The organism is Bacteroidales bacterium (assembly GCA_013314715.1).
In the GTDB taxonomy this organism is placed as follows: domain Bacteria; phylum Bacteroidota; class Bacteroidia; order Bacteroidales; family GWA2-32-17; genus Ch61.
Genome location: JABUFC010000039.1, coordinates 1 through 21562 on the forward strand (window position 1 = coordinate 1; position 21562 = coordinate 21562).

General features: G+C 33.2%; 19 protein-coding genes and 1 riboswitch. Of the genes, 13 read left to right on the plus strand and 6 right to left on the minus strand.

Features of this window, described 5'->3' with window-relative positions:
- Nucleotides 1-215 precede the first annotated feature (215 nt).
- From HPY79_09420 to HPY79_09445, 6 genes are all read left to right on the plus strand, one after another.
- Entirely contained in the window at nucleotides 216-1397 is a 1182-nt protein-coding gene (locus HPY79_09420) for an acyl-CoA dehydrogenase family protein (protein ID NSW46016.1), read from the plus strand.
- A 90-nt stretch (nucleotides 1398-1487) separates the two neighbouring features.
- Nucleotides 1488-2600 (plus strand): hypothetical protein, encoded by a 1113-nt coding sequence (locus HPY79_09425; GenBank protein NSW46017.1) that lies wholly within the window; start codon nucleotides 1488-1490, stop codon nucleotides 2598-2600.
- A complete protein-coding gene (locus tag HPY79_09430) occupies nucleotides 2600-3868 on the plus strand; it encodes a 2-oxoacid:acceptor oxidoreductase family protein (GenBank protein ID NSW46018.1) in 1269 nt (422 codons plus the stop codon). Before HPY79_09425 ends, HPY79_09430 begins: the two co-directional genes overlap by 1 nt.
- Nucleotides 3869-3885: 17 nt before the next feature.
- Nucleotides 3886-5565 carry a C69 family dipeptidase gene (locus tag HPY79_09435; GenBank protein ID NSW46019.1) on the plus strand — a complete coding sequence of 560 codons (1680 nt, stop codon included), beginning with the start codon at nucleotides 3886-3888 and terminating at the stop codon, nucleotides 5563-5565.
- 88 nt (nucleotides 5566-5653) lie between these two features.
- On the plus strand, nucleotides 5654-6334 hold the full coding sequence (locus HPY79_09440; protein NSW46020.1) for a hypothetical protein: 681 nt from the start codon (nucleotides 5654-5656) through the stop codon (nucleotides 6332-6334).
- A gap of 7 nt (nucleotides 6335-6341) precedes the next feature.
- Entirely contained in the window at nucleotides 6342-6785 is a 444-nt protein-coding gene (locus tag HPY79_09445) for a hypothetical protein (GenBank protein NSW46021.1), read from the plus strand.
- A 96-nt stretch (nucleotides 6786-6881) separates the two neighbouring features.
- Here the strand turns inward: HPY79_09445 and HPY79_09450 are convergent, their stop codons facing one another.
- Nucleotides 6882-7571, minus strand: coding sequence for a hypothetical protein (locus HPY79_09450; GenBank protein ID NSW46022.1), 690 nt, complete (start codon nucleotides 7569-7571; stop codon nucleotides 6882-6884).
- A 75-nt stretch (nucleotides 7572-7646) separates the two neighbouring features.
- Nucleotides 7647-7849, plus strand: a riboswitch (cobalamin riboswitch).
- A gap of 99 nt (nucleotides 7850-7948) precedes the next feature.
- On the opposite strand from HPY79_09450, the gene HPY79_09455 reads away from it, so the two are divergent.
- From HPY79_09455 to HPY79_09470, 4 genes are read left to right on the plus strand one after another with little or no spacing between them, the layout of a single operon-like run.
- Nucleotides 7949-8926 carry a DUF4465 domain-containing protein gene (locus tag HPY79_09455; protein ID NSW46023.1) on the plus strand — a complete coding sequence of 326 codons (978 nt, stop codon included), beginning with the start codon at nucleotides 7949-7951 and terminating at the stop codon, nucleotides 8924-8926.
- A gap of 4 nt (nucleotides 8927-8930) precedes the next feature.
- A complete protein-coding gene (locus tag HPY79_09460) occupies nucleotides 8931-9890 on the plus strand; it encodes a T9SS type A sorting domain-containing protein (GenBank protein ID NSW46024.1) in 960 nt (319 codons plus the stop codon).
- Nucleotides 9887-11779: a TonB-dependent receptor plug domain-containing protein gene (locus tag HPY79_09465; protein ID NSW46025.1), complete on the plus strand. Its 1893-nt coding sequence runs from the start codon at nucleotides 9887-9889 to the stop codon at nucleotides 11777-11779. Before HPY79_09460 ends, HPY79_09465 begins: the two co-directional genes overlap by 4 nt.
- Entirely contained in the window at nucleotides 11776-12906 is a 1131-nt protein-coding gene (locus tag HPY79_09470; GenBank protein ID NSW46026.1) for a YncE family protein, read from the plus strand. The genes HPY79_09465 and HPY79_09470 overlap by 4 nt, the downstream gene beginning before the upstream one ends.
- 57 nt (nucleotides 12907-12963) lie before the next feature.
- On the opposite strand, the gene HPY79_09475 is transcribed toward HPY79_09470, so the two are convergent.
- On the minus strand, nucleotides 12964-15426 hold the full coding sequence (locus HPY79_09475) for a PKD domain-containing protein (GenBank protein NSW46027.1): 2463 nt from the start codon (nucleotides 15424-15426) through the stop codon (nucleotides 12964-12966).
- Nucleotides 15427-15578: 152 nt separating this feature from the next.
- Here HPY79_09475 and HPY79_09480 point away from each other — a divergent pair, with 152 nt between their 5' ends.
- The gene (locus HPY79_09480) at nucleotides 15579-16094 is read left to right on the plus strand and encodes a hypothetical protein (protein NSW46028.1); all 516 of its coding nucleotides are present in this window, start codon (nucleotides 15579-15581) and stop codon (nucleotides 16092-16094) included.
- A 5-nt stretch (nucleotides 16095-16099) separates the two neighbouring features.
- Nucleotides 16100-18103: an NAD-dependent DNA ligase LigA gene (gene ligA / locus HPY79_09485; GenBank protein ID NSW46029.1), complete on the plus strand. Its 2004-nt coding sequence runs from the start codon at nucleotides 16100-16102 to the stop codon at nucleotides 18101-18103.
- Here ligA and HPY79_09490 read toward each other — a convergent pair.
- A complete protein-coding gene (locus HPY79_09490) occupies nucleotides 18095-18835 on the minus strand; it encodes a shikimate dehydrogenase (GenBank protein ID NSW46030.1) in 741 nt (246 codons plus the stop codon). The two genes, ligA and HPY79_09490, sit on opposite strands and share 9 nt — an antisense overlap.
- 23 nt (nucleotides 18836-18858) lie before the next feature.
- Here HPY79_09490 and nth point away from each other — a divergent pair, with 23 nt between their 5' ends.
- The gene (gene nth, locus HPY79_09495; protein NSW46031.1) at nucleotides 18859-19509 is read left to right on the plus strand and encodes an endonuclease III; all 651 of its coding nucleotides are present in this window, start codon (nucleotides 18859-18861) and stop codon (nucleotides 19507-19509) included.
- A gap of 21 nt (nucleotides 19510-19530) precedes the next feature.
- Here nth and HPY79_09500 read toward each other — a convergent pair whose 3' ends face one another.
- The 3 genes from HPY79_09500 to udk are packed head-to-tail and all read right to left on the minus strand — an operon-like array spanning nucleotide 19531 to nucleotide 21522.
- On the minus strand, nucleotides 19531-20190 hold the full coding sequence (locus HPY79_09500) for a hypothetical protein (GenBank protein NSW46032.1): 660 nt from the start codon (nucleotides 20188-20190) through the stop codon (nucleotides 19531-19533).
- Complete coding sequence (locus tag HPY79_09505; protein NSW46033.1) at nucleotides 20187-20906, minus strand: 3'-5' exonuclease; 720 nt, start codon at nucleotides 20904-20906, stop codon at nucleotides 20187-20189. The genes HPY79_09500 and HPY79_09505 overlap by 4 nt, the downstream gene beginning before the upstream one ends.
- Nucleotide 20907: 1 nt before the next feature.
- Nucleotides 20908-21522 (minus strand): uridine kinase, encoded by a 615-nt coding sequence (gene udk / locus HPY79_09510; GenBank protein ID NSW46034.1) that lies wholly within the window; start codon nucleotides 21520-21522, stop codon nucleotides 20908-20910.
- Between the last annotated feature and the right edge of the window lie 40 nt (nucleotides 21523-21562).

The following is a 21562-nucleotide window of genomic DNA, read 5'->3' on the forward strand; positions in this document are numbered from 1 at the left end:
TTTGGCTTTAAAAAAGATGTTTTTTTGAATAAAATCGTCCTGCAATTTGAATCATTACCTTAAAAATTCAATTTTAGGCAAATATTTTTGATATATCAAAAAAATAATATAATTTTGCAAAGGTCTCAAAATATTAAATTTCTTGATAAAAATCATTTGTTTGTACCATAAATCCTTTGTACGTTTGCATAAATTAACCAATTAAATTAATTATTATGTCTGCAACAGTTCAATACAATGCACCTGATTATTTTCTAGTAGATGATTTATTAACCGAAGAACATAAAATTGTTCGTGATTCTATTAGAGATTGGGTGAATCGTGAAGTAAAACCTGTAATAGAAGATTTGGCTCAAAAACATGAAATTCCCATTGAATTAATAAAACAATTAGGACAAATTGGTGCATATGGTCCTTTTATACCCGAACAATATGGTGGTGCTGGATTAGACTATATTTCATATGGTCTTATTATGCAAGAACTCGAACGTGGCGATAGCGGTATTCGCTCAGCAGCTTCGGTTCAAACCTCTTTAGTGATGTATCCTATTTGGGAATTTGGTAGCGAAGAGCAAAAAATGAAATATTTGCCCAAATTAGCTACAGGTGAAATTATTGGATGTTTTGGTTTAACAGAGCCTAATCACGGAAGCGATCCTGGTAGTATGGTAACACGCTTATACGATAAAGGCGATCATTATATTTTACACGGTGCTAAAATGTGGATTACCAACGCCAATATTGCCGATATCGCTATTGTATGGGCAAAAGACGATAACGGGATTATTCGAGGAGTTATTGTTGAAAAAGGCATGAAAGGTTTTTCAGCACCCGAAACTCATAATAAATGGTCGTTACGTGCCTCAGCTACGGGCGAATTAATTTTTGATGAAGTAAAAGTTCCAAAAGAAAATCTTTTGCCCAATATCCAAGGTTTAAAAGGTCCCATGATGTGCTTAAATAGTGCTCGTTATGGCATTGCATGGGGAGCCGTTGGTGCTGCTATGGATTGCTACGATGCTGCTTTACGTTATTCATTAGAACGTCATCAATTTGGTAAACCTATTGCTTCTTATCAATTGCAACAGAAAAAATTAGCTGAAGCATTGACCGAAATTACCAAAGCTCAACTGTTAAATTGGCGATTAGGTACTCTTAAAAACGAAGGAAAATGCAAACATACCCATATAAGTATGGCCAAACGCAATAATGTATATATGGCTTTAAATGTAGCCCGTGAACTACGTCAAGTATTAGGTGCAATGGGTATTACTAGCGATTATCCCATTATGCGACATATGATGAATTTAGAATCAGTAATTACTTACGAAGGTACTCACGACATTCATTTATTAATTACAGGCCACGATATTACCGGAATTCCAGCATACAGATAATTTATTTCTAAAAATGTTTAATTTTGCAGCTATCAAGTATTTTTTATGATCTACTTGATAGCTGTTTAATTTTTTAAAAACTAATTGATAATGAATACAATACAGAAAGAAGTTATTTTAGATGACTCAAGAGTCATTATGGAAGCACTAGCACAGGCAGGTGCTGATACCTATATAGGTTACCCAATTACACCTTCTAATGCTATGTATTTGTACGCGAGTATTCGCTATAAATATATGCTACCTGCCCCCGATGAAATATCTACTTTACAATATATGTCGGGTATGGCTGCTACAGGACATTTACCGGTTACAGCAACTTCGTTCCCAGGATTTGCTTTAATGGTAGAATCCATCAATATGGCTTATATGATGGAGTTACCTATGATCATTATTCTTACTCAACGTCTTGGACCCGCTACCGGAACAGCTACTGCTGGAGCACAAGGCGATATAGCCCTTTTGCGTGGCATGATATCGGGCGGACACCCTATTCCTGTTGTTTGCCCTGCTACCATTGAAGATTGCTGGGACTTATCAGCCAAGGCATTACAAATGGCTGTTGACCTTCGCTGTCCCGTTATAATTTTATCTTCAAAAGAAAGAGCCAATACCAATCGCAATTTCGATATTTCTAAGCTACCGCCAATAAAACCCATAGAGCGAAAATATTATCAAAGCAACGAACCTTTTATACCTTATAAATATAATGACACATTAGTACCTGATTTCTTACCTGTATCAAACAACCAACATCAAGTAAGACTTACGGCTTCTACCCACGATCAAAAAGGAATTATTCAACACACTAGCGATGAAGCCATGAAAAACACCATTCGTTTAGAAAAGAAAGTAAATCAATATATTGACACCCATAACGATTATAATCATATTAATAATCATGCCGATACACTTGTTGTATCCTATGGAATTACTGCCAATGCTGCTGAAGAAGCTGTTTTAACGTTAAACAATCAAGGCAAAAAAATTGATTTACTTATTGTAAAAACATTATTGCCCATTGCATCAAAAATCAATGATATCATTCATTCTTATAAAAAAGTTGTTTTTGCCGAAGATAATATTAATGGTCAGTATGCTAAAATTATTTTTGGCGACAGACTTCCAAACCATGTTAGTTTTGTTGGTGCAATAGGCAAAATGCTTTCACCTAAAGAAATTATAGAAGGAGGAAAATTTTAATGGAAACAAAAGTATTAAATACCAATAACTTACCTTTTTGTAAAGGTTGTGGTCATCATGGTATTTCGCAAAATACCGCCAAAGCCATAGAAAATATGGGGTTAAATATTTTAGATGTAATATTTGTTACTGATATTGGTTGTCATGGCATTATAGATAAATCGTTAAATGCTCATACTGTTCATGGTTTACACGGACGATCGGTTGCTTTAGGAGCTGGTGTGAGTATGGGATTACCTGAAAATAAGAAAGTGATTGTATTTATTGGCGACGGTGGAGCAACTATAGGGTTACAGCATATTTTAGAAGCCGCACGACTTAACGTTAACTTAACTGTTATTATTCATAACAATTTTCTTTATGGCATGACAGGCGGACAATTAAGCGGACTTACTCCCAAAGGCTTTAATACAGTAATTACTCCCAATGGTAGTCCTTTTGGTGAGCATGATATTTGTGAATTAGTATATACAGCTGGTGCAAATTATGTAAGCCGTGTTATTGGAATTGGTGATTTTAGTGAAACTATTCAAAAAGCCTTAGAAACACCAGGATTTTCACTTATTGAAGTAATGGAAATATGTCCAAGTTATGGGGTTAAATTTAATCCTAAACGCAAATTACAAGAAATTGTCGAAGCTGCCAATAAACCCATTAAAACATGGACCAATAATCGAGCACCTTTCAGCTTCCCCGAACGCAAAACCGTCAACAATCTTTTCGATAAAACTCCTGTTATCGAAAAATTAAATGTTGAAAAAAATCTTACAAAACAAATTCAAGTTGTATTAAGTGGTTCTGCCGGTGAGGGAGTTCAACTTGCTGCTACCATTTTATGTAAAGCCGCCGTAAAACATGGCTATAATATTACTCAAAAAGGAACCTATCCAGTAACTGTAGGAGTTGGTTTTAGTGTAGCTGAAATAAATATCTCACCCAATGAAATATATTTTCATGGATTAAGTAATCCTGAATATATGATCATTACTTCACAAGATGGCTACGAATACAGCAAAAAAACTATTCAAACATTAAATAAAGATGCTTTGTTATTTATTGACCAATCACTACCTACCCCTGATACCAATGCTCATATTATCACCATGGATTTTAGAGGCAAAGGAGCAAAAAATGCCGTTTTAAGTGCGTTATTCTCATTTGCTAAAAAAACAAATATCATTTCAACCGAAACATTAAAAAGCATTTTAAGCGAAATGAATATGCTCGAAAAATTTCCTCTAGCAGAAATTGAAAAAGAATTAGCATAAACAAAAAAATAATCAATATGAAAAAAGTAATTCTAAGTTTTATTTTATTAGCAACATCTAGTTTGCTGTCATTGGCATGTACTAATTTTTTAGTTACCAAAGGTGCTTCTACCGATGGTTCAACTATTATTTCTTACAATGCTGATAGCCATGTTTTATATGGTGAATTATACTTTACTCCAGCTGCTACTCATAAAGATGGCGAAATGATTGATATTTACGAATGGGATACTGGCAAATACTTAGGAAAAATCAAACAAATCAAACAAACCTTCAGTGTAGTTGGTAATATGAACGAATATCAAGTTATCATTGGCGAAACAACCTTTGGAGGTCGAGAAGAATTAATTGACACTACCGGTATTTTAGATTATGGAAGCCTTATTTATATTACACTTCAGCGTGCAAAAACGGCCCGTGAAGCCATCAAAATAATGACTGATTTGGTAGCAGAATACGGCTACTACAGTAGTGGTGAATCTTTTTCAATAGCAGACCCTAATGAAGTTTGGATATTAGAAATGGTTGGCAAAGGTTCACCCAAAAAAGATGCAAAAGGTAAAATAAATTATAGTAAAGGAGCATTATGGGTGGCTATTCAAATTCCCGATGGCTATGTTTCTGCTCATGCCAATCACGCACGCATTATGAATTTCCCTTTTCAGAAAGTAAACAATTTTAACGACCCCAAACAAACTGTTTTTCATAGTCCAGATGTTATTTCTTTTGCACGTAAAGCTGGATATTTTAATGGCGAAGACAAAGACTTTAGTTTCAGCGACGTTTATGCTCCCCTTAATTTCGGAGCTGCTCGTTTTTGCGAAGCTCGCGTATGGGCTATGTTTAACAGAGTTAATAAGGATATGACAAAATACGAAGATTATGCTATGGGACATAATCTAAAAAATCGTATGCCATTATATATAAAAGCCGACCGTAAATTATCCGTTTTAGATGTTATTGCTTTAAATCGCGATTATTATCAAAACACGCAAATGGATATGACTAAAGACATGGGAGCAGGTCCTTTTGGTTGTATTGTTAGATGGCGTCCATTAACATGGAAAGTAGATGGAATTGAATATTTTAACGAACGTGCTGTTAGTACACAACAAACCGGTTTTGCTTTTGTTGCTCAAGCTCGTTCGTGGTTACCTAACCCTATTGGCGGTATATTTTGGTTTAGTGTAGATGATACCTATTCTAATTGCTATACTCCTATTTATTGTGGTACCACTAAAGTGCCTGAATCGTATGCCGTTGGTAATGGCGATATGATGACTTTTAGCGAAACAAGTGCTTTCTGGATTTTTAATCAGGTTTCAAATTTTGCATATACACGCTATAATGTAATAATAAAAGACATACAAGCTGTTCAAAGCGAATTAGAAAACAACTATTTTAACAATGTTAATAATATTGACAAACAAGCACTCGAACTTTATAAGAAAGATCCTAAAGCGGGCATCGATTTTATTACCGAATATTCTGTTAAAACAGGAAACGCTACGGTAACTCGCTGGAAAAAATTATATCAAGATTTATTTGTTAAATACATGGATGGAAATATCAAAACCAAAGTACCTGGTCAACGAAATCCTAAAGTAGAACAACCTGGATATGGTGAAGATTGGTATCGAAAAATTGTAAAAGAAACGGGCGATAAATTTAAAGTCGTTGGTAGCTCAGGACATTAATATTAAATTTGAGGCTGATTTTTCAGCCTCTTTTTTTTTTAATTTAAAAAAGATTACTTTTGAAACAAAATATTAAATATTCGTAACTATGAAAACAATTTTATTGGCTTTAATCGGTATTATTTCTTTTAATCTTTCAGCTCAAAATTGCAACGACTTTTACTCATATAAAAAGGGTACTTTTATCGAATATATTCACAACAATGCTAAAGGTAAAATGGAATCTATATCAAAAATGCTTATTACCGATGTTATTACTGAAAATGGTATAATTGCTTTAAAAACCGACAATATATATTATGACGACAAAGATAAAGAAACATATAAGTTTCAACAAACCTATTATTGTCAAGATGGAGTCATAACTTTCGATATGAGTAATATGTTCGACCCCAAAACAATGGAAGGATACAAAGATATGCAAGTTTCCTTAACGTCGGATAAACTCGATTTACCCAATAATTTAACCATAGGCCAAAGTCTAAAAGAAGGTACGGCAACCATGGAAATATCAAATCAGGGCATGAAACTAATGACCATGAATATACATGTTTATAATAGAAAAGTAGAGACCAAAGAAACCATTACGGTACCTGCAGGAACCTACGAATGCTTTAAAATAACGTATGATGTAGAATCTAAAGTGATTTTCAAAATACAAGGTAAAGCTGCCGAATGGTATGCTAAAGGTATAGGTATGGTAAAACAAGAAACCTATGACAGTAAAGGAAAAATTACCGGAAGTACGATATTAAAATCATTTAAATAATTATATTATGAATAAGATCATTGTAATTACCTTGATTAGCCTAACACCTCTTTTGTGGTCGAACAAATGTGAAAAATCAAAAGAAAAAACAAAAAGTGAAATTAAATCAGAAAGAATGAGCGTTCAAAACACCATTATTGATAAATCTTACGATTTTACAACATACGAAAACAGATATACTATCAAAAAAGCTGAATTAAAAGACAGTTTACTTACTTTAACCATAGAAGCTAATGCTTGCAACGATGATGTTGTTGAACTTGTTTTTAATGGTAATTATTTAAAATCTTATCCTCCTAAAGCTCAATTAGGACTTAGATTTCAAGAAAACAGTAAATGCAAAAACAATATTTTTGTTAAAACATACAATATAAGTCCTGTAAAATATCCCAGCGGAAAAGCAACCATTTTCTTACTGAAGGGCGTTGACCCTATTACATATAATTATTAAGAATTACGCTCAAAAGGTAATATTTAACAAACATCATAATAAAAAAATGAGCCATAAACAAGGCTCATTTTTTTATTTTCTTCCATCAAAGTTATTTTACTGTTTTTGCTCTATTATCTTATAATCGGCAGGAACCATAAATTTTTCTGCAGGTATAATAGCATTTTCTTCAAATTTACTGGCAACCATTTTTATTTGTGCCATATCTGTTTTTAAAGGTACGTTTTTATACATAACACCATAAATTCTTCCGGAACCCAATTTAACAGAATATTTAGTTCCAGTAACACCTGCAACTTGTTCGGTTCCTTCTTCTTTATAATCCATTTGTTTTTTCATCTCTTCGGTTAAAGCGCTTAAATCCATATTAGACATAACAGCTTTTATGTTTACTTTTGTAGCTTCTTTTTTAAGCTCATCTTTATTATTGGTTATATTTTCTAAATCGAAATTAATGGAATAATCGCCATCTAAAATTGACATAGAATGTTTTTTTGTCTTTATTCCCATAATATTACCTTCGGCAAAAGTTTCGCGGCATTCTTTTTTTCCATAATCGTCAAAATATAATATTTGTGTAGTTTTTATGCCCATTATATCGATCGGCTCATAATAAACAATCCCAGATTTTATACCATAGCGTTGCCCTTGCACTGTTGATTCGGTAGTCTCAGAAGTCGATACAGAATCTTTAGATTCATTGTTTTGCTTGTCACTTCCATTTCCTGAACATGCCCATGTAAAAGAAATTAAAGCAATAAATACGAAATAAAGAAGTTTTCTCATAATAATTTAATTAAAGTTAATGCACAAATCTAATGAAAAATGTTTAAAAACAACTTGTCTTATTAAAAAAATATATATTTTTGCATCGAGCTAAGTAATTCTTCTTTTTTGAAAATTAAAGAAGAATGAAAGGGAATCCGGTGAAAATCCGGAGCTGTACCCGCAGCTGTAAGCTTCTTTAAAAAATCTGTAATATCCCTCGCCACTGTTCAAATTGAACGGGAAGGCTTTTACAGACGAAGCAAGCCAGAAGACCTGCTTAGTTCAATTAAATTTCAATGCTTTCGGGTTAAAAGCTAAGAGAAAATAACGTATGTTTTCTCCCTTTTTTTCTCGAAGTTTTGATGAAGCAAAGGCTTAATTAAAACTTTTATATTATGGTAAAAAAAATGTTATTAGTAGTAGCCTTTTTAGGCTCCATGTCTTTGGTTAAAAGCCAACAAATGATTGATTTAGAAAATCTATCGCTTCCTCCCGATTCATTTTGGAATGGCAGCGATAACAGTGGTAACTTTGTTGCTAATCAGATAGCAATTTTTCCTAACTCATTTATTGATTGGGGGGGCGGTATGACTTCGTGGTCAGGCTTTGCATACTCTAATATGCTTGACACTTCAATTCAGAGTTACACCAATCAATACAGTTGTTATGCAGGACAACAAGTAAACGGTTCACAAATTTTTGGAATAAGTTATAATGTTTCCGATTGGAATACCGGACAACTTATTCCTAACATTGTTAGTTTTTCTACTGTTATTCAACCTTCTTCAATCATGGTAACTAATACTACTTATACAGCTCTTACTATGAAGAATGGCGATGCTTATAGCAAAAAATTTGGCGGTGATACCGGTAACGATCCCGATTGGTTTAAATTGACAATTATCGGCATGCTAGACAGTAACATTACCGGTACCGTAGATTTTTATTTAGCAGATTATCGCTTCTCAGATAATGCTCAAGATTATATTGTAAAAGATTGGCAAAGTATTGATTTAACATCACTTGGTAATATAAATAAACTTGCATTTACGCTCAGTTCTTCTGATACCGGTGCTTATGGTATAAATACCCCCACATATTTTTGTTTCGACAACATTGTTTATTCAACATCTAATTACATCGGCTCTCTAATAAACAAAACCGTTGAACTATATCCTATTCCTGCTATTGATGAAATACATTTTACAACTTCTCTATCGCAAATCAAAATTTACAATATGCTCGGTCAAGAATTTATATCATGCAATCAGCCATGCAATAGCATAAACATAAGCACCTTGCCATCGGGTCAATACATTTTAAAAGCAAAGACAAAAGATGGAATGATTCAAAAAATATTTATTAAAGAATAAAAAGATGAAATTGAGCTTCGTACTTATCCTTTTCATCTTAATTTCCCTCAGGGGGGTATGCCAATTCCCCCCTGCTGCGGGAATGATTGGTAGTACAGCTATTTATGCAGATAGTAATATTTTTGTTTCTTGGGCTAATAATTGTTATATTCAAAGGGGGTATCAAAATATTGCACAACCCGAACTTGGTTTAGTAAGCTATGGCAACGATTATGACGCTATCGGCAAAGCCAACAACCAAGTAGTAAGTTTAGGTGATGCAGGAATAGCCATTTTAACATTCAGCCCATCTATTTGCGATAAAGAAGGCTTTGATTTTGCTGTATTCGAAAATAGTTTCAACGATACTTTCCTCGAACTTGCATTTGTAGAAATTAGTAGCGATAGCCTCCATTGGTTTCGCTTCCCCGCTATTTCGTTAACCCCAGCGAATAATCAAATTGGCACGTTTGGCAGTGTTGATGCTACCCAAATTCATAACCTTGCCGGGAAATATAGAGTACTTTATGGTACACCATTCGATATTTCAGATATTGAAGACAACATCTATTTGAATAAGCAAAATATAAAATATGTAAAAATAATAGACGTAATAGGTACCATCGATAGCACTTATGCAAGCTTTGATTCACAAGGACATATTATCAACGACCCCTACCCAACTGCATTTAACACCGGAGGTTTTGATTTAGATGCAGTGGGAGTTATTCATCCTAACGAAAACGCTATTGATAATAATTCGCTTGCCCTTGCCTTTATTGCTCCTAACCCTTGCGATGATGTAATCAATATAATTCAAGCACCACAAAATTTAGAAGTAATTATTTACGACGAATATGGTATTGAAGTCTTAAAAAAATCAAACGCTACTCAAATTCAGCTTTCAACGCTATCTAGTGGAGTTTATTTTTTACGAATAGAAAATCAAGAAATAAATCAACTTTTTAAAATCATAAAACGTTGAAAACTTTTATTAGTATTTTTATATTGCTCTTTTTGTTTATACACGTCTATTCGCAAGATACCATTCTTTTAAAGGAAATTACAGTAAGTGATAAATTTTCTAATAACCTCAATACTTACGTTATTGATAGCACAAAACAAAAGCATTACGAATTTAAAAGTCTAGGAAACTTATTAAGCAGCGAGCCGGGAATTATATTAAAAAATCAAGGCTTAGGGGGCATTCAAACACTTAGCATTATGGGAACTCAAAATCAACACAGTCAAGTATTTTGGTTTGGTATGCCACTCAACTCTTCGCTAAACGGGCAAATAGATTACAGTCTTTTAAACGTAAACAACGATAATTATTGCCATATTCTCTACGGTGCCGAAAGTCTTCAACTAAACAACGGTGCCTTGGGAGGCATTATTGAAATCAATCCTAATTTTTATAACTACGTAAAAAGTAAAACAACCATTCAATTACAATACGAAAGCCTCAACAATAAAAATGTCCAAATAGCTCATCGTTTTACATATAAAAAGTGGACAAGCAACAATCAACTTTTGTATTCTAACGGTGAAAATAAATTTTTCTTTAAAAATATAGCTTTACTCCCCATACAAACTCATCTTCATCAAGCACCTTTTCAAAAGGCTTCTTTTCAAACTCAACATATGCTTGATTTAAAAAAAATAAAAATCAGCATCATACAACAGATATATAAAGTAGATAGAAATATACCCCCATTAATGACAGCATATTTTAAAGCTGAACACAACGAGAGCACATTTGATGAAGGTATCCGAACTGTATTTAATACTCAGATTACCATCAATAAATGGAACATAGAAGGCATTATAGGCTATGTGTATAGTAATCAAGAATATATACTCCTTCATGAATTAAATAATAATACCGTAACTTCTTTTAATTCAAATGCTAAAGAAAATAATGCATATTTCGCTATTAAACTGTCGAATTTTGGTCATACCCGTATTCACTATTTTACAAATGTTACATTAAAACAAGATAATGGACGTTTTGAAGACATTAAAAATAAAATAGGATTTTGCGTACAACGTTATCAACTTTTATACCATCAAGCTATTCAAATAAATTGGTCTCATTCACTAAAACAAAAGATAATACTTAACACTATAATCAATAATAATAAAATTTATTTACTTCCGTCAATTATAACCTCTTACCATCTAAATTCTTTTATTGAAATTGTATATGCTACTGCCGTTAATCATCGTTTTCCAAGCTTAAACGATCTATATTTTACTCCTGGCGGAAACCCAAACTTATTAACCGAAAAAGCATGGCAAAACGATATAAGTTTAAAAATAGAAAAAAAATCGACCTTTCATACTTTTAGTTTTAGCATAAAACCCTTTTACAATCATATTCAGAATTGGATTTTATGGACACCCACTCAGTTTGGTTATTGGGAAGCAAATAATATACGAATGGTTAATTTATATGGCAGTATTTTCGAAACCCATTATGCTGCTGGTTTAAACAAAAATATTAAATTCAATATCCAATTGAATTACACCTTGCAACAAGCACAAGGAAACGACAATGATTACAAAATTGCTCACAATCCTTACATTCCTTCACACAACATCAATGGTTTTGCCTCTTTAATTTTAAAAAAAGCAAGCGTTTTTTTAGAAAGCCAACTCTCTTCAAGTCGTTATTCAATGACTTACACTGACGAATTTTTGTTACCACCTTTAACACTCATTAATGTTGGAGCGAGTTATCGTTTCTTAAGCCGAGCTCCCATTGAAATTAGCTTTAGCATCAATAATATTACCAATAAACCTTACCAATCCATAATTTGGCGACCTATGCCAGGACGTTATTTTGAAATTAAATTAAATTGTATTTTATGAACCCCATATCGAATCATGCTATTCAAACAAAAACGAAAAATCTCAATTTAATAAGACAAATGACCAATAAAAAAATTAATCATTTCAAAAGCCATGCTTTCTTTTTCTTATTTTTTTATACCATTATTTTGCTTTCGTGCAAAAAAGAAAACCCAACTTCTGAAACCATCAGCACATCATCAGGCTTTTTTATTGTAAACGAAGGCAATTATACATGGGGCAATAGTAGTTTATCGTTTTACAATGAAACCAATCAACGTATTGAAAACAATATTTTTTACAAAGCCAATCAAGTCCCTTTAGGCGATGTAGCTTTTGACATGAAAATAATTAATAGTAAAGGTTTTATTACCGTCAATAATTCAGGACTCATCTATGTTATCAATCCAGAAAATGCTAAATATATTGCCACGATTTCATCATTTATTTCTCCTCGCTATATTCTACCCATAAACGATAGTCTTGCATACGTCAGCGACTTATACAGTCCGTACATCAGCATTATAAACACTAAAAAGTACCAAAAAACCGCTCAAATATTTATAGGTAAATCAACCGAGTCGATGGTTTTGTGGCAAAATAAAGTATTTGCTTGCAATTGGTCGTTTGGTAACAAAATATTTGTCGTAGATATTCATCAACATCAATGTATCGATTCCATTCAAGTTGGTTTACAACCCAACAGTATTCAACTCGATAAAAACGGTAATATATGGGTTTTATGCGATGGCGGCTACAATGGCAACCCAATAGGACATGAAAAAGCATCATTGTGGAAAATAAATCCACAAACACACGAAGCTGTAAAAAAAATCTCTATGCCTTCGCTCGATTATCCTGCCAATTCCCTTTCTATAAACTCTAATGCAGATTCCTTGTATTTTATTTGGAAAGATATTTTTAAAGTTAGCATTTATGATACTGTTTTGCCGTCTGAACCTTTTATTCGTGCCGACAATGCAAATTTTTATAGTTTAACCATTCATACAAAACTACCAAGGTTAATTGTTTGTGATGCCAAAAACTATGTAGCGAATGGCGAAGTAAGAATTTACTATTTAAACGGAACTTTACTTGATTCAAAAGAAACAGGAATCATTCCTCGAACTATATGTTTTAAACCATAAAAAAAGAGAGGCTGCCCAAACAGACAGCCTCTCTCAAAAATAATTATTCAATAATTTTTATTTAATAATTTGTAAGCGTTCGTTAAAGAGCTTTTCGCCAAATTTACCTTGTATTATATACATGCCAGCCTTTAAGTTAGAAATATCGACTGTATTAGACGATAAAGCATTAACATTCATAACATCACTATAAACTTGTTTTCCTAATAAATCATAAATATCGATCTGTACTTCACCATTATAATTTCCAAAATACATGTTTAATTTATCATTAACAGGATTTGGGAAAATGGAAACATGGCTATTAGCAGCAGAAGTTTCTATATTAGTAGGATTACAAACAATAGGCCAGATAGCATGTTGAACATTTAATCCCCAACTACTTGAATTTGAATATGCATACCAAGCATTATCACTCCATTGTTCCCATGCAGTACCAGAATTGGTATCACCATCAGAATTTGTAACAATAGCAACGGTATCGCCTGCTACAGTTGGTAAAACAACTCCTACAAAGAATGACCCATCGATAGTTACAGGTGTATTAAAATGAACTAATGTGGGAGCTTGAGCTTGAACATCTGTAATAATAGAAGAAAGAGCAACATTGACAGTACCTAAAACAGTGCTTGGTGTATTGCCCGTACCATTATCATTCCATATTTTAACTGGCACCTGTGATGAAGACCCCTTTGCAACTCCAAAATAAATATAAACATCTGATACTTTCCATCCATTGGTAGCACCAGTAAAATAATCAGCTTTAGCTAAATCACCATAACTATTATTTCCTGACACATAACCGCCATTTTGTACTCCATAAATTGTTAAAGTGCCAGGTAATGGATAATGCATGGTATCGCAACCAGTAATTTCATTAACTACATTAATATAATTGGTCTTTGTTTCGGTATCGGTTGAAGTACCGTTGCCAACTGTTAAAGTAACCGTTTTTAAACCTGTAGTAGAGTAGGTAACATTAACTGGACCAGCCGATGTAGAAGTAGCTGGAGAAGCACCACTACCAAAATTCCAACTATATGTAGTAGGACTTCCTGATGAAGTGCTGGTAAAAGTAACCGTTTGACCTACCACAACAGTAGTTGCACTTGCAGTAAAATCGGCATTTAAAGTAGAACCACCACTGCCACAGTTCTTACCACTTAATGAGGTTACACCCGAATTGGTTGGATCTAACCAATCTTTTAAACGAGCTGAAGAAGTAGTACCATTCATATCCCAATGATAATACATTTTGCCATAATAATCGGGCGATGTTTGAGCTGAACAATATGATGAACCACCGGTGAGGGTACCTACAATATTACCCGCTGCATTAAATAGAGGCGAACCTGATGAACCACCTTCGGTTACACCCCAACCATTAGCATTTTGAGTCCAAACAACTCTCCAATGAGCATTTGAAGCAGCACCAGAATATGTTGAAGTAGAAGTTGTATTATAGGTCGATATCTTTTTTATACTACCTGCAGGATGATGAATACATACACCATTAGTTGGTGCCGTATTGGTTCTATCCCAGCCGTTCATATAAGGGTTGTAATTGGTAGGAACCGATTGTTTTAACTGTAATAAAATAAAATCTGAACCACCTGATATACTGCCCGAAGCTTTAAGTGTACAACCGGTCATTGTATTTTTAGAAGGTTCAGTAGTAGGAGTTGTACATCCACTAGCTTCGTAATTAAAATCAAATTGCCAATAATTTAAGTCATTTGTGGAGGCACCTTCATAACAATGGTAAGCCGATAATAAATAAGGAGTACAATCTTGATTCGTATTATTAATTAAAGAGCCTGTACAATAGCCATATTGACTGCCTACTTTAACTAAAATTCTGCACACTCCCTTTTTTTCGTCTTGCCAATTGTCACCAACTGGAGAGCAATTAATATTTACTTCGCATGACTCAGAAGGCTCTGTCCATGAGGGATTTTTATGTAGAGCAAAACCTCTATACATGTATGCTATTTCATGAATATGAATCGAAGGTTTTGAAATAACTCTTTCGGGTTCGTAATATTCTAAACATACGATATCGCCATAAATAGGTTGTGTAGCAAATGTTTTCGAATCATCATTATTTTCATATGTGAATGCACCTATTACTTGCGTTTTATCTTCGTTGTATAAAAAGAGCTTACCACCATAAGGAATATAAAAATTGTCATAATTAACAACTAAGGCTAATGCACTGGGAGCTTTAATTTGCAAACGCCATACTCGACCACCATCGGGTAATTCAGTCCATGTTCCTGCATTTTCGGGTGATAAATTGGTAGAAATGGTATACCCAATAAATGGAATTCTACCATCTTTAGGGTATTTACTATTTTCGTATTCAATTTGCTTGTACGATAGAGGAGTAAGTTCAACTCTATCTACATCAGAAGATAAATTATACTTAAAACTTGGTGGAGTTCCACCTTGACTAATTTGGGCATTAGCCCACCATGCTGTTACCGTAAAAAACATGGTTAATAATAAAAGTTTTTTCATAAAGATAAAATTTAGTTAAACAATACTGTTGACGCAAAATAGCCTTTTTTAGTTGCATAAAGATATATGCTTTAACTCAAAAATAAAATAGCTTGAAAATTTTTTCAATAAAAAAAAAAGATTTAACTTTAAACAACCAAATATGATGCAATATGACCTATTTAAAAAATGAAATTCTATTATTCGTTGGAATATTTTTTATCTTATTATCGGCATGTACAAACAAAACCGAGCAAGCTATCCAATACAACGATAAAATTATTACACAACAACAACAAATTGTAAATTTATTTAACAAACTCGATAGTAGTTTTGCTGACACCATAAATCAAAGCTTTCAAAAATTATATCAAAATTTAAAAACAGAAATTGAACAACAAATTAAAGCCATCGACACTTTTCCAGATTTCGATAGTAAAAGTGATTTTAAACAAGCCTATAAAAAACTTTTATTGGTATATAACGATGTTGTAAACAACGATTATGCTAAAATGATAAAATTATATACACTCCCCGATTCATTATATACCGAGACAATTAAATCAGAATTTTTGCAAACCAATAAATTAGCTAACGACAAGCTTCAACAAGCGATTAACGATTTTATCAATTTTCAAAAATCCTTTGCATCAACTTATCAGTTTAGTTTACAAGACCAACAACCATAATGCTTATGAATGAAAATGATGCTTTAAAAAGAATACAAACCTTAAAACAAGAAATCGAAAAACACAATTATAATTATTACGTACTTAATAAACCTACCATTAGTGATTTTGAATTTGACCTATTATTAGCCGAACTCCAAGCTCTTGAAAATAAATTTCCAGAACTTAAAACCAACGACTCACCAACACAAAAAGTTGGCAGTGACTTAACTAAAGGCTTTATTCAAAAAAATCACCCCTACCCAATGCTTTCGCTATCGAACACATATTCAGCCGAAGAACTTGATGCATTCATAAACAGAATTGTAAAAAGCCTCGACAACTTACCTACCTTTGTTTGCGAACCCAAATTCGATGGTACTTCTATTAGTCTACATTACAAAAACGGAATATTAACAGAAGCCCTAACTCGTGGCGATGGCGAAAAAGGCGATGATGTTTTAAAAAATGTACAAACAATAAAATCAATCCCTAAAAAAATTGAAACCAACTTACCATTTATCGTTGTTCGTGGCGAAATTATAATGCCCAGAAACATTTTTGAACAACTCAATATAGAACGCACCGAAAAAGGCGAAAACCCATTTGCTAACCCACGCAACGCTGCTGCTGGAACCCTTAAAACATTAGATCCTAAAATTGTCGAAAAACGCCAACTCGAAGCATACCTATATTATTTGTTAGGCGAAAACCTTCCAATAACAACTCATTGGGATAGAATTCAATGGCTTAAAAATCATGCATTTAATACTCCCGAATGGATAAAACTATGTTATACCAAAAATGATATTCTTGAATATATAGAATATTGGGATAAACATCGTCATAGCTTACCTTTCGATATTGATGGTATTGTTATCAAAGTAAACGAAATTACTTATCAAGAAGCACTTGGTTTAACAGCTAAAAGCCCTCGCTGGGCTATTGCATATAAGTTTCAAGCCGAACAAGCTACCACTAAGCTTTTATCTATATCTTATCAAGTAGGTCGAACAGGTATTATTACACCCGTTGCAAATTTAGAACCTGTTTTTTTATCGGGTACTACTGTTAAACGAGCAAGTCTTCATAATGCTGACCAAATTGCCCTCAAAGATATACGCGTTGGCGATTATGTTATTGTAGAAAAAGGTGGAGAAATTATCCCTAAAGTTGTAGGAGTTGATTTCACAAAACGTACGTCAAACTTAACTCCATTAAACTTTATTACTCATTGTCCTGCTTGCGGCACTGCCCTACAACGCAACGAAGGCGAAGCAGCACATATCTGTCCCAATTATTTATGCCCTCCACAAATAAAAGGACGCATAGAACACTTTGTATCACGTAAAGCAATGAACATTGAAGGATTAGGCGAAGAAACTATCGACGAAATGGTTGAAAAAAAAATGATACAAACCCCAGCTGATTTATATTCACTAACTAAATCGCAACTTCTCACTCTTGAGCACTTTGCAAATAAAGCTGCCGATAATCTTTTATTAAGCATCGAAAAATCGAAACAAACACCCTATGCTCGAGTTTTATTTGCCTTAGGAATACGCTATGTAGGCGAAACAGTGGCTCAAAAATTAGCACGTGCATTTTACCATATAGACCTACTCATAAAAGCAACACCCGAACAACTCATTGAAGTAGAAGAAATTGGCGAAAAAATTGCTGAAAGCGTATATCAATTTTTTCAAAATAAAGATAACATTCAATTAATAGATAAACTGAAAATAGCAGGACTTATTTTTGAACAAACAGAAGATGCTAAACCACAATCGAATTTATTAAACAATTTATCTATCGTCGTTACAGGTAGCTTCGAAAAACCATACGACCGTAAAAAAATTGAAGAATTAGTTGTTTTAAATGGTGCTAAGCTCGTTAAATCAGTATCAAAAAACACTTCGTTTATTGTAGCAGGTAATAAACCGGGTCCCGATAAAATGGAACTAGCTCAAAAGCTCGGAATTAAAATAATTTCTTCAAATGAATTTTTAAAATTAATCGGCTTACAATAACTCCCATATTTTCCAACTTTCTATAGCCTGATATTTTAACATATCATAGCCATTATATGCTTTACAGCCATTTTCTATAGCCATTTTCATAAACGTAGTCATAGATGGATTATAAATTAAATCAATAGCTACAGATTTATTTATAAACAAACTATTTGGCAAAAAAAGCTTATCGTCCACATTTGGAAACATTCCTACAGGCGTTGTATTGATAATCAACGAGGCTCTTAGAGTCATTTTCGATAATTGCTGATAAATAAGGGTTTTATTATTTGTTTTTGTGCGACTGACATAAATAAAAGGAATTTTTAATTGCTCCAATGCATAAGCAACTGCTCTCGAAGCACCTCCAGTACCCAAAATAATAGCTAAACGATGCTCTAATTGTAAAACCTCTTTGTATGCATATAAAAAGCCTAAATAATCGGTATTATATCCCTTTAAATAAAAACTTTGTTCATTTTTCTTTAATACTTTAATAGTGTTTACAGCTCCAATTTTTTCAGCTTCGTAGTCGATTTCATTTAAAAATGGTATGATCGACTCTTTAAAAGGTATAGTAACATTAAAACCTTTTAAATCAGGAAATTGTTCAAATAATTGAGGTAGTAATTGAATATGATTTAATTCAAATAAATAATATTGGTGCTTATTTTGAAAATAATCGGTAAATAACTCAGCCGATTTTGAATGTTTTAAGTGCTTACCTACAAGTCCGAATAACATTATTATTTAACTTTGATGCAAAAATTTTTATGAAGCAAAGTAAGCAACAATTATACAAAAATGTATTCGAAGCATTCAAAAAAAATAACCCACTTCCCAAAACAGAATTAAATTATCAAACACCCTTTCAATTATTAGTTGCAGTTGTTTTATCGGCACAATGTACCGATATAAGGGTGAATGCCATTACACCCAAGCTCTTTGAACAATACCCCGATGCTAATTCAATGGCAAAAGCCAGTATCGACGAAATATTTGAATTTATTAAATCGTGTTCGTACCCTAATTCAAAAGCAAAATATTTAAAAGGAATAGCCCATGAGTTGGTAAATAAATATAAGGGACAAGTACCTAACTCTATAGAACAATTAACTTCATTACCAGGTGTTGGACGAAAAACCGCCAATGTGATTGTTTCCGTATTATTTCATCAACCCGCCATGGCTGTCGATACGCATGTGTTCAGAGTAGCTCATCGAATCGGCTTAGTTGAAAATGCTAAGACTCCTCTCGAAGTAGAAAAACAATTAACTAAAAACATACCTCCTCCATCGCTACCCGATGCTCACCACTGGTTAATATTGCATGGACGCTATATTTGCAAAGCACGAAAACCCTTATGCCATCAGTGCTTTATATTTGATTATTGCCAATACCCCCAAAAAAGTAATCATACTTAAAGCTTGATAAATATACATCAACTATTCGATTATTATTTGTTTATATAACTCACCACGTGTAATTCGTTGTTCAATAGGTAGGTTGGGTATGACAGCTGCTTGCGATATATGGACATATGTTTTTTCGACTAAGCCCTTATGTTTAGCAAATCGTTCGTAATCGAGGTATTTATCGATTAATGTTTCTTTCTTTTGTTGCACTACTACCAATGTTGAATCAAATCCATTCCAATACCTATCAATGGTATCAATTACAAATGTTTGTGGTTCTAATGTATTCATAGCATTCCCATTCCACTTTAAACCCTTTTTAGCAGGAAACAGGAGTTTAACGTAGCGAATATTTTCTTCTACTTTATGAGCTTGGTTTTTATAAAATTGTGAAAACCAAACATCGGTTAATTGCCAAACTGAGTTTGTGTCATAACGTTTATAACGCTCTATTCTGTATATTAAGTTTCCAGTTTCGTCATAATAACTGCTTTCGATACGTTCTTTTAAGTAATAACGTTGGGTGTCGTATAAATTAATAGGAGCATCTATTTTAATGTACTCAACCGCATATACAATTTCCGAGTTAACGTTCATGGGATAGTATGAAAAATCAATGGTAATAGATTGCAAATTTTCTTTTTCTCTGCATCCCAATAAGAATAATATAACGATAAGAATTTTTTTCATTCAACTAACTCAATGTTTTCTGGTGGTATCATATCCTCGCCTCTATATCTCAAAAATATTTGTATAAGCGTAACCACATCTTTTTGGCAATAAGTGGTAATACGCTTTAAATCTTTTTCTTCGTAATAAACACGAAATACATCTTTTCCAGAAATATCATCTTTGGGTGTTGGAATATCAAAAATAGCAGCAAGCAAATTAAGTGATGTAAAATTTTTGTAATCGCCAAATCGCCATAACTCCATAGTATCCAAATGCTTAACTTCCCAAGGTTTGCTTCCGGCTGTATCCAAAATTTTAGGTAATTTTAAACGATGAATAATGGCCCTACGTGCAATATACGGAAAATCAAATTCTTTTCCATTATGCCCGCACAAAAAACAATCATCGGTAGAATAATATTTATTCAATAGCTCAAAAAAGCGAGTTAGAATTTCTTTTTCGTTTTCGCCTGCAAACGATTTGATACGAATAGTTTTGCAATTTTTTTTTGTATATACAGTTCCTACGCTAATACAAACTATTTTTCCAAATTCAGCATATATTCCTGCTCTCTGATAAACATCAGAAGGAGTCTGTTCTTTATCAATTTTTTCGGCTTTTAATGTCCAAAGTTCTTTAAAATGCTCAGGCATTTCATCGAAACTGGCATATTGTGGCACAGTTTCAATATCGAGAAACAAAATCTTATTGATAGGAATATCAGTTAAGCTCATTTTACTTTTGTTTTAATTTTCGTTCAATGACATGAGTTAAAATATCGATAGCAACAATATTATCACCTCCTTGTGGTACAATAATATCGGCATAACGTTTAGTAGGCTCAATAAACTGAAGGTGCGACGGTTTAACCGTTTTAATATATCGGTCAAGCACTTTATCTACTGAACGTCCGCGTTCAACTATATCGCGTTTAATAACACGTATAAGCCTATCGTCAGCATCGGCATCAACATATACTTTAATATCGCACATTTCGCGTAAAGCCTTATTAGTAAAAATCAATATTCCTTCAATGATAACAACATTTTTGGGTTCAACGGGTATTGTTTCAGGCGAACGTGTACAAGTTAAATATGAATAAATGGGCATCTGAATGGGCTTGCCTTCTTTAAGCATTTTAATATGTTTATTTAAAAGCTCAAATTCGACAGCATCGGGATGATCAAAATTCATTTCTAAACGTTCTTCTAAAGGTAAATGACTATTATCTTTATAGTAGGCATCTTGAGGAAGCACTACTACACCATCGGCTGGGCATTGCTCTACAATTTTTTTAACAACTGTGGTTTTGCCCGAACCTGTACCACCAGCAATTCCAATTATTAGCATATTTTTTTTGCTATAAAAATAATTCATTTTATCTTTGCAT